This window comes from Streptomyces sp. Tu6071 (assembly GCF_000213055.1).
In the GTDB taxonomy this organism is placed as follows: Bacteria; Actinomycetota; Actinomycetes; order Streptomycetales; family Streptomycetaceae; genus Streptomyces; species Streptomyces evansiae.
Map to the genome: position 1 here is coordinate 5,952,788 of NZ_CM001165.1, position 14,863 is coordinate 5,967,650.

General features: G+C 74.3%; 12 protein-coding genes. 3 read left to right on the forward strand and 9 right to left on the reverse strand.

The window, feature by feature from the left end; all coding sequences use genetic code 11:
- Positions 1-59: 59 nt before the first annotated feature.
- The 4 genes from STTU_RS25165 to lipB form a co-directional block, all read right to left on the reverse strand.
- Complete coding sequence (locus STTU_RS25165; protein ID WP_007828045.1) at positions 60-755, reverse strand: DUF4191 domain-containing protein; 696 nt, start codon at positions 753-755, stop codon at positions 60-62.
- A 29-nt stretch (positions 756-784) separates the two neighbouring features.
- Entirely contained in the window at positions 785-985 is a 201-nt protein-coding gene (locus STTU_RS25170; RefSeq protein ID WP_043256304.1) for a hypothetical protein, read from the reverse strand.
- 304 nt (positions 986-1,289) lie between these two features.
- The gene (gene lipA, locus STTU_RS25175) at positions 1,290-2,258 is read right to left on the reverse strand and encodes a lipoyl synthase (protein ID WP_009064559.1); all 969 of its coding nucleotides are present in this window, start codon (positions 2,256-2,258) and stop codon (positions 1,290-1,292) included.
- A gap of 248 nt (positions 2,259-2,506) precedes the next feature.
- Entirely contained in the window at positions 2,507-3,292 is a 786-nt protein-coding gene (gene lipB, locus STTU_RS25180; protein WP_007828047.1) for a lipoyl(octanoyl) transferase LipB, read from the reverse strand.
- A gap of 480 nt (positions 3,293-3,772) precedes the next feature.
- Here lipB and STTU_RS25185 point away from each other — a divergent pair, with 480 nt between their 5' ends.
- Positions 3,773-5,359, forward strand: coding sequence for a hypothetical protein (locus STTU_RS25185; protein WP_007828051.1), 1,587 nt, complete (start codon positions 3,773-3,775; stop codon positions 5,357-5,359).
- Positions 5,360-5,729: 370 nt separating this feature from the next.
- On the opposite strand, the gene STTU_RS25190 is transcribed toward STTU_RS25185, so the two are convergent.
- Positions 5,730-7,046 (reverse strand): NAD(P)/FAD-dependent oxidoreductase, encoded by a 1,317-nt coding sequence (locus STTU_RS25190; RefSeq protein ID WP_164990849.1) that lies wholly within the window; start codon positions 7,044-7,046, stop codon positions 5,730-5,732.
- A 285-nt stretch (positions 7,047-7,331) separates the two neighbouring features.
- Positions 7,332-8,312, reverse strand: coding sequence for a TIGR01777 family oxidoreductase (locus tag STTU_RS25195; RefSeq protein ID WP_007828064.1), 981 nt, complete (start codon positions 8,310-8,312; stop codon positions 7,332-7,334).
- Between the two features lie 70 nt (positions 8,313-8,382).
- Here STTU_RS25195 and STTU_RS25200 point away from each other — a divergent pair, with 70 nt between their 5' ends.
- Both STTU_RS25200 and STTU_RS25205 read left to right on the forward strand, forming a co-directional pair.
- The gene (locus STTU_RS25200) at positions 8,383-8,937 is read left to right on the forward strand and encodes a GNAT family N-acetyltransferase (RefSeq protein WP_007828067.1); all 555 of its coding nucleotides are present in this window, start codon (positions 8,383-8,385) and stop codon (positions 8,935-8,937) included.
- 114 nt (positions 8,938-9,051) lie between these two features.
- Positions 9,052-10,281: a PP2C family protein-serine/threonine phosphatase gene (locus STTU_RS25205; RefSeq protein ID WP_007828069.1), complete on the forward strand. Its 1,230-nt coding sequence runs from the start codon at positions 9,052-9,054 to the stop codon at positions 10,279-10,281.
- Between the two features lie 165 nt (positions 10,282-10,446).
- Here the strand turns inward: STTU_RS25205 and STTU_RS25210 are convergent, their stop codons facing one another.
- The 3 genes from STTU_RS25210 to aceE form a co-directional block, all read right to left on the reverse strand.
- Positions 10,447-10,974: a DUF4240 domain-containing protein gene (locus STTU_RS25210; protein WP_029396840.1), complete on the reverse strand. Its 528-nt coding sequence runs from the start codon at positions 10,972-10,974 to the stop codon at positions 10,447-10,449.
- Positions 10,975-11,104: 130 nt separating this feature from the next.
- On the reverse strand, positions 11,105-11,890 hold the full coding sequence (locus tag STTU_RS25215) for a VOC family protein (protein ID WP_043256305.1): 786 nt from the start codon (positions 11,888-11,890) through the stop codon (positions 11,105-11,107).
- A gap of 181 nt (positions 11,891-12,071) precedes the next feature.
- Positions 12,072-14,768: a pyruvate dehydrogenase (acetyl-transferring), homodimeric type gene (gene aceE, locus STTU_RS25220; protein ID WP_007828075.1), complete on the reverse strand. Its 2,697-nt coding sequence runs from the start codon at positions 14,766-14,768 to the stop codon at positions 12,072-12,074.
- Positions 14,769-14,863: the final 95 nt, after the last annotated feature.

Genomic DNA, 14,863 nt, shown 5'->3' on the forward strand with positions numbered 1-14,863 from the left:
GGGGCGGGCCCATGTGGTGGGCCCGCCCCTTCGGCGGTTGTGGTGACGGGTGGGAGGAGTCAGCGGCGCGGGCCGCGAGGCATCCGCATGCCCTTCGGCATGGGCCCCTTCGGGAGCGGCATGTTCTTCATCATGTCGCCCATCGCGCGCAGCCGGTCCGTGGTCTCGGTGACCTGGGGGCCGGTGAGGACGCGCGGGTACTTCAGGAGCGTCGTACGGACCTTCTTCAGCGGCACCTGGCCCTCGCCGTTGCCCACGATCATGTCGTGCACCGGCACGTCGGAGACGACGCGCGCCATCTTGCGCTTCTCCGCCGCGAGCAGGCCCTTGACCCGGTTCGGGTTGCCCTCGGCGATCAGCACGATGCCGGGCTTGCCGACCGCGCGGTGCACGACGTCCTGGCTGCGGTTCATCGCGACCGCCGTCGTCGTCGTCCACCCGCGCTTCATCTGGTCGAGCACCGCCGCCGCCGCGCCCGGCTGTCCCTCCATCTGCGAGAACGCCGCACGCTCGGCGCGCCGCCCGAAGATGATCGCCATCGCGAGGACGCCGACGAGGAAGCCGAAAATGCCCAGGTAGACCGGGTGGCCGATCAGGAAACCGATCGCGAGGAGCACGCCGAAGGCGACGATCCCCACGGCACCGATCACCAGGCCGATCCTCGGATCGACCCGTCGGGTCATCTTGTAAGTGAGAGCGATCTGTTTCAGTCGCCCCTGATTCGCAGAGCTCTCTGCGGTGTCCTTCCTCGCCATGCTGTGGAGTTTACGTGGCGCGCCCCGCGCTAGGACGTGCGGGCGGGCAGCGCGCTCAGGACGGCCTCCGCCTCGGCCCGTTCCCTGGCCCGCGCGCGGTCGGCGATCACGGCCGTCCGCGCGTTCTGCGCGGACCGGCTGAGCAGGGCGGACTCCACGGCGCGCACGGCCGAGGAGAACGGGGTGAGGAGGGTGGTACGGGCCTTCGGCAGGTGGTGGACGCTCGGCACGGTGGGGCTCCCCGGGGCTGGCGGCGGTGACGCGCTCGTACGGGCGAGGATGTCGCGCGGACCGGCGCGGCGCCTCGCTCCCAGCGTCACAGCACGGTGTTACCAGCCGGTGACCGAAGGGTCAAACGGTCATGAAGCGGCGGAAGACCGTCCTCCGCGCAAGGAGAGCGAGCACCCGCGAGCACCCGCGAAAGGCGTCGGCCCCGAAACCGTCCCCACCTGGGGGAACGGCTCCGGGGCCGAGGGGGCCGCGGGGACGGGCCCGCGCCCCGTACGCGCGAGGCGCGCGCCGCTGTGCCGGACCTCACACGGTCGGCAGCGGTCCCGCCATCGCGCCGCGCCGCTCCATCGCCTGCTGGAAGAGGCGCCCGGCGCGGTACGAGGAACGGACGAGCGGGCCCGACATGACCCCCGAGTAGCCGATCTGCTCGGCCTCCTCCTTCAGCTCCACGAACTCGTGCGGCTTGACCCAGCGCTCGACGGGGTGGTGCCGGGGCGAGGGGCGCAGGTACTGCGTGATCGTGATCAGCTCGCAGCCCGCCTCGTACAGGTCGCGCAGTGCCTCGCTGACCTCCTCGCGGGTCTCGCCCATGCCGAGGATGAGGTTCGACTTCGTGATGAGACCGGCCGCGCGGGCCTCGGTGATGACCTTGAGGGAGCGCTCGTAGCGGAAGCCCGGACGGATGCGCTTGAAGATGCGCGGGACCGTCTCGACGTTGTGCGCGAGGACCTCGGGGCGCGAGGCGAAGACCTCGGCGAGCTGGTCCGGGTCCGCGTTGAAGTCGGGGATGAGCAGCTCGACCTTCGTGCCGCCCAGGGGCCGCTCGGCGGTCAGCGCGTGGATCTGCCGGACGGTCTCGGCGTAGAGCCAGGCCCCGCCGTCCTCCAGGTCGTCGCGCGCGACGCCCGTGACGGTCGCGTAGTTGAGGTCCATCGTGCGGACCGACTCACCGACGCGGCGCGGCTCGTCGCGGTCGAGCGCCTGCGGCTTGCCCGTGTCGATCTGGCAGAAGTCGCAGCGCCGGGTGCACTGGTCGCCCCCGATGAGGAAGGTGGCCTCGCGGTCCTCCCAGCACTCGTAGATGTTGGGGCAGCCGGCCTCCTGGCACACCGTGTGCAGGCCCTCGCTCTTCACGAGTTTCTGCAGCTCGTTGTACTCGGGGCCCATTTTGGCGCGGGTCTTGATCCACTCGGGCTTGCGCTCGATGGGGGTCTGGCTGTTCCGGACCTCCAGGCGGAGCATCTTGCGCCCGTCGGGTGCGACTGCGGACATGCCCGGCGCCCCTTTCTGCTGCGATCGCGCGTCGTGGCTTTCGATTCTTCGGCGAGCCCCAGCCTACGCCCGTGAGGGCAGGGGCCCGCCTCCTGCCCAACCCACCGAACCGCAGGCACATTCCCCCGTACGGCCCAACGGTCCCGGTCTGTGTCGGCAGGGGTCCGGGAGGGGCCTCCGGTGCGGGGGCGGGGACGGCCCTCCCGTACGGGCGGTGGCCGCTCTCGCCGTACCGCCCCGGGCCCCCGTCAGACCGCCGTCGACAGCGGCGGCGCGCCCGCGCCCGCGAGGACCTCGGTGAGATGACGCTCCATGACCGGCAGCACCTCCCGCACCGTCACCTCGCGGCCCAGCTCGCTCGAGAGCGAGGCGACGCCCGCGTCGCGGATGCCGCACGGCACGATGCGGTCGAAGCCCGTCGTGTCGGAGTTCACATTGAGCGCGAAGCCGTGCATCGTCACGCCCTTCGCGATCCGGACGCCGATCGCGGCGAGCTTGCGGTCCTCGTGGCGCTGGCCCGCGTTCGAGGGCGCGTACTCGGGGCCCGCGAGGCGCGCGTCGAAGAGCGGGTCCGTGCGCTCCAGTTCGAGGGTCAGGCCGCCCGGCCGCTTCTCGACCGGGTCCCCGAGAATCCACACGCCGCTGCGGCCCTCGACCCGCGTCGCGGCGAGGCCGAACTCGGCGCACACGCGCAGCAGGGCCTCCTCCAGGTTCCGTACGTGCGCGATGACGTCGACCGGGCTCGGGAGCCGCAGGATCGGGTAGCCCACGAGCTGGCCCGGACCGTGCCAGGTGATCTTGCCGCCGCGGTCCACGTCGATCACGGGGGTGCCGTCGAGGGGGCGTTCGCTCTCCTCGGTACGGCGGCCCGCGGTGTACGTCGGCGGGTGCTCCAGGAGCAGGCACGTGTCGGGGATCTCGTCGGCGACGCGCGCCGCGTGCACCCGGCGCTGCTCCTCCCAGGCGTCGAGGTACGGCGTGTACACCGTCTCGGCGGACTCCAGGCCCAGACGGACGAATCGCAGCTCACTCACGGCGTGCCTTCCCACCAGCGTCCTTCGGCACCCACGCGTGCCTTTGTCACTGTACGGCGGCAGCCGCGCGGGGCGGCGGGCGGGAGCGGGGGAGGGGGCGGAGGCGCGAAGGGGCCGGGGCGGGGCGTGACGGGTGGGGTGGCGGACGGCCCGGGGTGGGCGGTGACGTCAAGGGGTGGGCGGGGCGTGACGGGCGAGGGCGGGAAGGCCGCGGGGCGGGGTGAAGGGCGGGCGGGCGGTGTCCGGAAGGGAGGATTCACGTACGCGGAACTTGCCCGGTTCAGAGCGAAAGCCGACGCGCCACGAAAGGGTGAACGCGTACGGCCTCCAGGGCCCGCTTTCCGTCAGTTTTCCAGGCAATCCTCACACGATCGGATGAACGAGGGGCGAAGGGCGTGATGGGGCGTTCGCCGCCCGTTACATTCGCGCCGTTCCACGAGGGCTGCTTTCGGGCCCGGAAGGCAGGAGACCGCACAGCTGATGACGGACCGAACCCCTCAGCGCACCCCCAACCGACAGCTCGCCGCGCTCATCGCGGAGGCGGGGTTCTCCAACGCGGGGCTCGCCCGGCGGGTGGACCAGCTCGGACTGGAACACGGGCTCGACCTGAGATACGACAAGACCTCCGTGACCCGCTGGCTGCGCGGCCAGCAGCCACGCGGCACGACCCCCGCGCTCATCGCCGAGGTCTTCACCCGGCGTCTCGGCCGCAGGCTCAGCGCCCAGGACCTCGGGCTCGACGCCTGCGCCCCCGTCTACGCGGGGCTCGAATTCGCCGGGACGCCGGAGGAGGCCGTCGACATCGTCGGCGGGCTGTGGCGCAAGGACTCGGGGAGCCATGCCGAACTGCGCAAGATCGCCTTCACGCCCGCGGGCCTCGTCGTCCCGAGCCGCGACTGGCTCATCGGGCGCCCCGACGAACGGGTCGGGCGCTTCGCGGACGAACGCGCCGGACGGACCGGGCGCACGGAGCCCAAGGAGGGCGCGGAGAACGCCGAGATCCCCCGGCAGGAACCCGTTGCCGTGGGCGCACTCGGCGTCCCCGCGCAGCCGACGGCGGGCGCGGGCCGGGTCCCGCAGCAGGCCAGGCCGGGAGCCCTGCGCGGTCCCGCCCCCGCGCCGGGCGCCTCGTGGGGGCGTTCGGGGAGCGAGCGCGGGCCCGGACAGAAGGTCACGAGCGGCGACATCGCCGCACTGCGCTCGGTCGCGGACCTCTTCCGCTCCCTCGACCACACCTACGGCGGCGGCCACGCCCGGCAGGCCCTCGTGCGCTACCTGGAGCACGAGGCCGAGCCGATGCTGCGCGGCGTCTACGGCGAGCAGACCGGCCGCCGGCTCTTCGCCGCGGCGGCCGACCTGACGAGGCTCGCGGGCTGGACCTCGTACGACATCGCCGCGCACGGACTCGCGCAGCGCTACTTCGTACAGGCCCTGCGCCTCTCGCAGGCGGCCGACGACCGCGTCTACGGCGCGTACGTCCTCATCACGATGAGCCGCCAGGCCGTCTACCTCGGCCACGGCCGGGAGGCGGTGCAGCTCGCGCGGGTCGCCCAGCAGGGCGTCGGCTCCGCGGTGCCGCCCGCCGTGCAGGCGCTCCTGCACGCGGCGGAGGCGCGGGGGCACGGGGTACTGGGCGAGACGCGGTCCTGCACGGCCTCACTGGTACGGGCCGAGCGGGCGCTCGAAGTGGCCCGCCCCGGCGACGAGGTCCCCGGTTGGGCCCGCTTCTTCGACGAGGCCCAGCTCGCCGACGAGTTCGGGCACTGCTACCGCGACCTCCAGCAGTACCGGGCCTCGGCGCAGCACGCCGAACGCTCCCTGCAACTGCGCGCGAGCGGCTACGCCCGCAGCCGCCTCTTCTGCCGCGTCGTCCTCGCCACGGCCCGTCTCGGCCTCGGCGACCTCGACGCGGCCTGCGCCCACGGGGCGGAGGCCGCGCAGGCGGCGGGCGAGATGCGCTCGGTCCGCGCGGTCGAGTACGTACGCGACTTCGAGCGCCGCCTGGAGCCGTACCGCGACGCGGGCCCGGTCCGGGGGTACCGGGACCGGGTGGCGGCATATCAGTAACGGGGGTGGCTGGAAGCGGTCTGTGGACAACTCGGGGTCCGCACGGAAAACGCTCACCGGATCGGGTGAGGGGCGTTGCGGGTCCGCCGGAGTTGTCCACAGATTTGGTGGGGTGGGCGGGGGAGGGGGGCGATTTGCGGAAGACTGTTAACAGGGGAGCCCCCCGGGTGGGAGGGGGCTGTTCCGGGCCGGGTGCGTGCGGCCCAGCGTCCCGGCGGGAGGCGGCCGTCCCGGCGGGAGGCGGCTGTCCCGGCCCTGCGGTCCTCCCATGCGACAAGGCCGCCGACTTCCCCCTCAGCCCCCCACCGCCCCCGTCTCCCCCTCACCGTCCCCGCCGTCCCCTCACCCCCTCACCGCCCCGCCTCCCCCCTCAAGCCGCCACCACCTCCGGCAACCCCCGCGTCCGCGCCGTGGGCGTCACGCCGAAGTCGCGCAGGACCGCGTGGGCGGCGCGGCGGCCTGAGCTGAGGGCGCCCTGGACCGAGCCCGTGTCGCGGTGGTCGCCGCACACGTAGAGGCCGTCCAGGACGCGGACCACGCGGCGCGGGTCGTGCGGCGGGGCCATCGCCGGGACCGCCTCCGCGTCGTGGTGCACGGCGAGCAGGTCCCAGTCCCGGGTCGGTACGCCGTACAGCGCCGCGAGGTGCGCCCGGACGGGGCCGTCGAGGCCGGCGGGCGGGCGGCCCGGGACCGTTGAGGAGACGAGGGCGCGCCCGGCGGGCGCGCGGCCCGGGTCCACGGCGCTCAGCACCGCCGTGTGCGAGACCGGGCCCGAGCGGTCGCCGTCCAGGACGAGCGAGGACCCCGTGGCGGGCGCGACGGGCGCGCTGTGGTGGAAGACCGTCACCTCGTGGAAGCGCGGCACGCGAAGGCCCGGCAGCAGCTCCGCCGCGTCCCGCGCCCCCGTCGCCACGAGCAGCGCGCGGCAGCCGAGTTCGCCGTGCTCCTTCGTCGTCACGGCGGACGTCGACACCGCCGTGACATGCACGCCGGTACGGATCGTGCCCGCCGGGAGCGTCGCGGCGAGCTGTTCGGCGAGCGCCCCCGAGCCGCCCTCGGGCACGCAGAGCCGTCCGCGCGCGAAATCGCGCAGCGCGAAGTCCGCGACGCGCGAGGACGTGGACAGCTCGGGGTCGAGGAGCAGCGCGGTGAGCAACGGGCGCAGGAACGTCTGCGCGGTACGGCGCGGCAGGCCCTGCGCAGCGAGCGCCTCGGCCGCCGTGCGCTCCTCGCGCGCGCTCAGCCGCGCGTCGTCGGCGTGCGCGAGCCGGGTGAGGACGGCGGAGAGCCGCGCCTGGTCGAGGGCGCGGACCCCGGCCCCGTACGGTCGGGGGGCGCTCGCGAGGGCGCGTGCCGCCGTCAGTGCGCCCCTGGTGCGCCTGCCGTCGCCGATACGGTGCAGCCGCCCCGCGCTGTGCACGAGCGCGCCCGGCGCGAAGGGCCGCAGCGCGAGCCCTTCGAGGCCCGGCGTGCGGCGCAGTTCGGGGTGCGCGGTGCTCAGCAGCCGGCCCACCCGGTCGAGCCGGAAGCCGTCCACCTCCTCGGTCGCCATACGACCGCCGACGCGCGGTCCCGCCTCCAGCACGGAGACCGTCACTCCCGCACTGACCAGGTGGTGCGCCGCCGAGAGGCCCGCCACTCCGGCTCCGACGATGATCACATCCGCTTGCTGTGCCGTATCGAACACGGCCCCTCCCTCGGGGTCGGGCGTCTGCCGCTGGGGCGTGTGCCCCGAACAGCCCGCGCTATGAGCCCAGTTCCTCGACGAGCCTAGGAGCGGGGGTACGGGCCGGGGGAGCGCTCGTGCGGGGGCGCGGGGTGGCACGGGGTGGCTCGGTACGGGGCACGCCGGGCCGTCGGGACGGCAGCGCCGCGGCCCCGTACCGCCCCCGGCGCTTCCCGTACGGTCGCGGGCCGCCCCCAGCCGCCCCTCGCCCTCCGTCCCTGCCCTCTCCGGCTCCCCCCGCCGCCCTCAGTCCCGTGCCGCCGCCGCGATCGCCTCCTCCGCGCTTGGGAAGGCGAAGCGGAAGCCGGAGTCGAGGAGGCGGCGGGGGACGACGCGCTGGCTGCCCAGGACGTCGCCCGCGAACTCGCCGAGGGCGAGGCGCAGCGCCGGGGCCGGGACGGGGAAGGGCGTGGGGCGGCGCAGGACGCGGCCCATCGCCGCGGTGACCTCGCGGTTGGTCTCGGGCTCGGGCGCCGTGAGGTTGAAGGGGCCTTCGAGCGTGGGCGTGTCGATGAGGTGGCGCAGCGCCGCGATGTGGTCGTGGAGCGCGATGAAGCTCCAGTACTGCCGCCCGTTCCCGATGCGCCCCCCGAGCCCCGCCTTGAAGAGCGGGAAGAGCCGCCCCCACGCGCCGCCTCCGCGCGAGACGACGAGCCCGGTCCGCGCGAACACCGTCCGCACCCCCGCCTCGGCCGCGGCCCCCGCCGCGTCCTCCCACTCCACGCACACGTCCGGCAGGAAGCCCTCGCCGGGGCCCGCGCTCTCGTCCACGGCGCGCTCGCCCGTGTCGCCGTAGTAGCCGATCGCGCTGCCGCACACGAAGACCTCGGGCCGCTGGTCGAGCGAGGCGACCGCGTCGGCGAGCGCGGCGGTGCCGAGCACGCGGCTGTCGCGGATGGTCCGCTTGTACGCGTCGGTCCAGCGGTGGTCGCCGATGCCCGCGCCCGCCAGGTTCACGACGGTGTCGCAGCCCGCGAGGGCCGCCGTGTCCACGTCACCGCGCTCCGGGTCCCAGCGCGCCTCGTCCTCGGCCCGCGCCTCGCGCCGTACCAGCCGCACGACCGTGTGCCCGTCGGCGCGCAGCGAGCGGGCGAGGGCGCCGCCGATGAGCCCGGAGGCCCCCGCGATCGCCACCCGCCGCCGCGCGGGCACCTCCCGTACCGCCGCCTCGTCCTCGGCGAAGCCCAAGCCCGCCGCCGCGCCCGTCTCGTCCTCGTGCTCTTCCATGCCGTCATCGTGCCCCGCCGGGCCGGGAAAATGGCGTGAGCGGTGAGCGGCCCGGGTGAAGGATGGCCCCATGCCGACCGAACAGCCCATAGCCGCGTCCGCGCGGCCACCCGCCCCCGGGGCTCCCCTCGTCCGTCCCGCCCGCGCCGGGGACGAGCCCGCGCTCGCCGCCCTCGACGCCGCCACCTGGTCCACGCTCCACGCCATCACCCCGCGCCCCGTCCCGCCGCTCCCGTCCTTCTTCCGCCCGGAGCGCGGCCCCGAGGCCCACCTCGTCGCCGAAGTCCCCGAGAACCCGGGCCACCCGGTCGGCTACCTCCGCCTCGTCCCCTCCATCCCGCTGCCCGCGAACGCCCACGTGCGCGCGATCCAGGGCCTCGCGGTCGATCCCGCGGTACGGGGCCGGGGTGTCGCCCGCGCCCTGCTCCTCGCCGCCGTCGCCCGTTGCCGCGCCGAGGGCGCCCGCCGCCTCACGCTGCGCGTGCTCGGCCACAACACGCCCGCGCGGCGCCTCTACGAGAGCGAGGGCTTCGCCGTCGAAGGCGTCCTGCCGGGGGAGATGTACCTCGACGGGGCGTACGTGGACGATGTCCTCATGGGTCTCGTGGTACACCCCGAGGAGTGATGCGGGGGCCACCCGGCGTGCGACGCGGGCGCCACCGTACGAGGGTGGGACCGCGCCGCACGAAGGCGGGGCGAACGGTCCGGATCGACAGCGGGCCCGGAGGGAGCACACCCGATGCAGGGGCCGGAGCCCGACAACACGAGCCGCGGCGAGAACCGGCCCTGGCGGGTCGCGGTCGCCGCGCGCGCGGTGCTGCGCCGCCAGGACCGCACCGGGGACCCGTTGCGCGTGGCCCGCCCCTCCCGGTGGCTGCGGTGGCTCCCCGTCTACCTGCTCTTCGCGCTCGCCGTGGTGCAGGCGATCGTGGGGAACAGGTTCGAGCTCGGCTTCCTCATCGGCGCGATCCCGCCGCTCGCCGCGCTCACCTACAAGGCCGTCGGCACCGCCGTCTTCGGCGGCATCGTGCTCGTCCTGCTGTGGGTGCCCGCGATCCGGCTCGGTCGCGCGGGCGACTCCGACCTCGTCACGGTCGCCTTCGTCGCCGTGCTCAGCGTCGTCATCGCCTGGGCGCGGCGCCGCAGGGACGAACAGCTCGTCACCGTCCGCACGGTCGCGCAGGCCGCCCAGTTCGCCGTCCTGCCCCCGCTGCCGCCGCGCGTCGGCCCGGTGCGCTGCGCGGGCCTCTACCGCGCCGCCCAGCACGGCACGCTCGTCGGCGGGGACCTCTTCGACGTCCGCGAGGGCCCGTACGGGGTGCGCGCGCTCGTCGGCGACGTGCAGGGCCACGGGCTCCAGGCGGTCGGTACGGTCGCCGCGCTGCTCGGCGCCTTCCGCGAGGCCGTGCTCGACCAGGAACGCCTCACGGGCGTCGCCGGACAACTGGACCGCAGGCTCAGCGTCGACGCCGAGGACGTGATCGCCGCGGGCCGGGTCGAGGGCGAGACCGACGCCGTCTCGGAACTCTTCGCGACCGCGGTGCTCCTCGAATTCCCGCCCGGCTCCACGGAGGTGCGGATCGTCTCCTGCGGGCACCCGCCGCCGCTCCTCCTCCACACCGGGGGCGCCCGCGAACTGCCCGTCATCGCCGGTCCCCCGCTCGGCCTCGGCGTCCCCTCCGAGGGCTACCGCACGCTGACGGTGCCCCTGCGGACGGGGGAGTGGCTCTTCGCGTACACCGACGGGGTCACCGAGACCCGCGACCGCACCGGCACCTTCTACCCGCTCACCGAGCGTGCGGCGCGGCTGCGCACGGACGACCCGATCGCCTTCACCGACACCCTCTGGGACAACCTGCGCGACTACGCGCGCGGCGACATCACGGACGACGTCGCGATGCTCGTCTTCGCCCCCGACCCGCCGGACCTGCCCGACCCGGTGGTGGGACCGGAGGGCGGCGCGGCCTGAGCGGGGGCGCGGGCCCCCGGCCGTCGCGCGCGTACGTCACGCGTCCGCCCGGCCGCGCGACATTCGGCCGCCTCCGACGGTACCCGGCCCCCACGGCACCCGACCGCCCGACCCCCACGGCACCCGGCCCCTACCGCAGCGGCCGGGCACCCCCGTCCCGCCCCCTCACCCCCCGTACCGCTCCCACAGCCGCGGATACCGCGACTCCAGTTCGTCCTCGTCGTCGAGCGGGAACGGCGTGCCCTCGGGCACCTCGGGCTCCGGGGGCAGGCCGAGCGCGGGCAGCGGGGCCCCGGTGAGCTGCTCGTAGGCGTCCTCGGCCGCCTCGCCCAGCTCGCCCGCGTCCCCGTCGATCTCCTCGTCGAAGTCGGGCAGCAGCTCCGCGAGTGAGTCGGCGTCGGCGAGCGCGCCCTCGAAGACGGAGCGGCCCTGCGCGATGAGCCAGCAGCGGAAGTAGTCGAAGCTCTCCTCGTCCGCCCCCTCGGGCGCGGCGAGCAGCACCCCGGCCGCTCCCCACAGCTCCCACGTCCACGCCCGGCGGAAGCGCACCGTGAAATGACGGGCGAAGTCCGCGACCGACTCGGGGTCGAGCTGGAGCAGCCGGTCGACGACCACGTCGGCCTGCTCCTCCGGATCGCCGTCCGCCGCCTCGCGGGCGGAGTCGATGAGCTCCCAGAACTGCGTCTCGTCCATCACCAGCACAGCATCCGCCCTCACCGCGCCCCGCGCACGCCGGGCCGGGCGGGAACGTGCGTTCTGCCCCATACGTGCGGGTACGGACGGCGAGAAAGGGGTACGGGCTCGACGCGGAACCGCGCCCGGCTCAGGCCAGCTCCGCCAGACCGCTCAGCGGGTTCAGCGCGAGCGCCCCGAAGACCGCGCCCTGCGGATCGCTCAGCACGGTGAAGCGGCCCGAGGCGATCGTGCGGGGCGGGACGAGCACGCTGCCGCCCGCCTTGGCACAGCGCGCGGCCGTCGCGTCGCAGTCCGCCGTGGCCACGTACACCATCCAGTGCGGGGGCACGTGCGGCGGGAAGGAGTCGTTCATGCGCAGCAGTCCGCCGAAGGGCTCGTCGTCCACCGTCCACATGCGGTAGCCGTTCTCGTCCGGACTCGTCGTCGCCCAGCCGAGCACGGTCGCGTAGAAGTCGGTCGGCACCGCGGGATCGCGGCTCGCCAGCTCGAACCAGCAGAAACCGCCGATCGCGTTGACGACGCCGAAACCGGGGTGCGCGCGGCGCTGCCACAGCCCGAAGACCGCGCCCGCCGGGTCCGCGCACACCGCGTACCTGCCCTGGTCGAGCATGTCGGAGGGCCCCGCGGTCACCGTCCCGCCCGCGCCCTCGACGCGCGCGGTCACCGCGTCCACGCCCTCGGCCTGGAAGTACGGCAGCCAGGCGGCCGGGCGGTCCGGGCGCGCGGTCGGCGCGAGGCCCCCCACGGTGCGCCCGTCGTCGAGCGCGAAGAGCCCGTAGCCCCGGGCGTCCCGCCCCGGCAGCTCGCCGGACTCCCAGCCGAGGACGGACCGGTAGAAGCGGCGCGCGGCGCTCGTGTCGGGCGTCGTCAGATCGGCCCAGCAGGGCGTCGAGGACACGTTGGCGATCTTCATGGACCGTGCTCCCGCTCCGGTCGGTGGCACGGGCGGCGGCGCGGTGCGCGGGCGCCCTGGGACGAGTCCATTCACGCACGGCTCGGGGAAGCGGGCAAAAGGGCGGACACGGGTACGGGACGGGGCGCGACCCGAAGGCCGCGCCCCGTCCCGTACCGGGGGCTCGGACGCCCCGCCCGGCTCAGAGGCCGTAGCGCTCGCGGGCCTCCTTGACGGCGGCCGGCTTGACCAGGCCGCGGCGGGCGAGCTGGGCGAGCGTCGCGACGACGACGGACTCGGCGTCGACGCCGAAGTAGCGGCGGGCCGCGTCACGCGTGTCGGAGATGCCGAAGCCGTCCGCGCCGAGCGAGGTCCAGTCCTGCTCGACCCACTGCGCGATCTGGTCGGGCACCTGGCGCATGTAGTCGCTCACCGCGACGACCGGGCCCGGCGCCCCGGAGAGGGCGCGCGTCACGTACGGGACGCGCTCCTCGCCGCGCAGCAGCGCCTCGTCCGCCTCCATGGCGTCCCGGCGCAGCTCGCCCCACGAGGTCGCCGACCACACGTCGGCGGCCACGCCCCACTCCTCCGCGAGCATCTTCTGCGCCTTGAGCACCCAGTGGATCGCGGTGCCCGAGGCGAGGAGCTGCGCCCGCGGGGCCTTCTCGCCGAGGCTCAGCCCGGCGGTCTCGGCCGTGTTGAAGCGGTAGAGGCCCTTGAGGATGCCCTCCTCGACGCCCTCGGGCTTCGCCGGCTGCGGCATCGGCTCGTTGTAGACGGTGAGGTAGTAGAAGACGTTCGGGTCCTCGTCCGCCCGCGTCTCGCCGTACATCCGGCGCAGACCGTCCTTGACGATCGCCGCGATCTCGTAGGCGAAGGCCGGGTCGTACGTGAGCGCCGCCGGGTTCGTCGCCGCGATGGCCGGGGAGTGGCCGTCCGCGTGCTGGAGGCCCTCACCCGTCAGGGTCGTGCGCCCCGCCGTGGCACCGACGAGGAAGCCGCGGCCGAGCTGGTCGCCGAGCTGCCACATCTGGTCGCCCGTGCGCTGCCAGCCGAACATCGAGTAGAAGATGTAGAAGGGGATCATCTGCTCGCCGTGCGTCGCGTACGACGTGGCGGCGGCGATGAAGTCCGCCATCGAACCGGCCTCGGTGATGCCCTCGTTGAGGATCTGGCCGTTCTTCGCCTCGCGGTAGTACATGAGCTGGTCGCGGTCGACCGGCTCGTACGTCTGGCCCTTGGGCGAGTAGATCCCGAGGGAAGGGAAGAGCGACTCCATGCCGAAGGTGCGGGCCTCGTCGGGCACGATCGGGACCCAGCGCTTGCCGGTCTCCTTGTCGCGGATGAGGTCCTTCACGAGGCGGACGAACGCCATCGTGGTCGCGACCGGCTGCGTGCCGGAGCCCTTGTCGAAGGCGGCGAACGCCTTGTCGGCGGGGGCGGGCAGCGGCGCGAGCGGCTGCGTGCGGCGGGCCGGGGCGAGACCGCCGAGAGCCGCGCGGCGCTCGTGCAGGTAGCGGACCTCGGGCGAGTCGGCGCCGGGGTGGCCGTAGGGCACCTGGCCGTCGACGAAGGCGGAGTCGGGGATCGGCAGGCCGAGCAGGTCGCGCATGTCCTTGAACTCGTCCACCGTGAGCTTCTTCATCTGGTGGTTGGCGTTCTTGGACTCGAAGCCCTTGCCGAGCGTGTAGCCCTTGACGGTCTGCGCGAGGATGACGGTCGGCCGGCCCTCGTGGGAGAGCGCGGCGCGGTAGGCGGCGTAGACCTTGCGGGGCTCGTGGCCGCCGCGGGAGGTCTTGAAACACTCCAGGATCTTGTCGTCGCTGAGCAGTTTGCCCAGCTCGACGAGGGCCGGCTCGGCGCCGAAGAAGTGCTCGCGGATGTAGGCGACGTCGCGCGTCTGGTACGTCTGGAACTGCGCGTCCGGTACCTCGCGCAGGCGGCGTACGAGCGCGCCCGTCGTGTCGAGCCGGAACAGCTCGTCCCAGGCGGAGCCCCACAGCGTCTTCACGACGTTCCAGCCGGCGCCGCGGAACTCGGCCTCCAGCTCCTGCACGATCTTGAAGTTCGCGCGGACCGGGCCGTCGAGGCGCTGGAGGTTGCAGTTGATGACGAAGGTCAGGTTGTCGAGACCCTCGCGGGCCGCGAGCGTGAGGGCGGCCGTCGACTCGGGCTCGTCCATCTCGCCGTCGCCGAGGAAGGCCCACACGTGCGCGTTCGAGAGGTCCTTGATGCCGCGGCTGGTCAGGTAGCGGTTGAAGCGCGCCTGGTAGATCGCGGAGAGCGGGCCGAGGCCCATCGACACCGTGGGGAACTCCCACAGCCACGGCAGGCGGCGCGGGTGCGGGTAGGACGGCAGTCCCTTGCCGCTCGCCTCCTGCCGGAAGTGGTCGAGGTGCTCCTCGGTGAGGCGGCCGTCGAGGAAGGCGCGGGCGTAGATGCCCGGCGAGGCGTGGCCCTGGACGTAGATCTGGTCGCCGGAGCCGTCGCGCTCCTTGCCGTGGAAGAAGTGGTTGAAGCCGGTCTCGTAGAGCCACGCGGCCGAGGCGAAGGTGGCGATGTGGCCGCCGACGCCGTGCTTCGAGCCGCGCGTCACCATGGCCGCCGCGTTCCAGCGGTTCCACGCGGTGACGCGGGCCTCCATCTCCGGGTCGCCGTCGATCTCGGGCTCGGCGGCCGTGGGGATGGTGTTGAGGTAGTCGGTCTCAAGGAGTTCGGGCAGCGCGAGACCGTTGCCCTCGGCGCGTTCCAGCGTGCGCCGCATCAGGTACGCGGCGCGGTGCGGCCCGGCCGCCTCGGTCACGGCGTCCAGGGACGCCTGCCATTCGGCGGTCTCCTCGGGGTCGCGGTCCGGGAGCTGGTCGAGCTCGCTGGGCTGGATGCGGGTGGGGTCGGTCATGTCGCCGCCTTCCGTGTCGAAGGGGGGTGTTAGCCCTGTGGAGGCAGGACAGGGCGCGGGACTCGGTGGAGTCCGTCGTCGACTGTAAGCCGCTG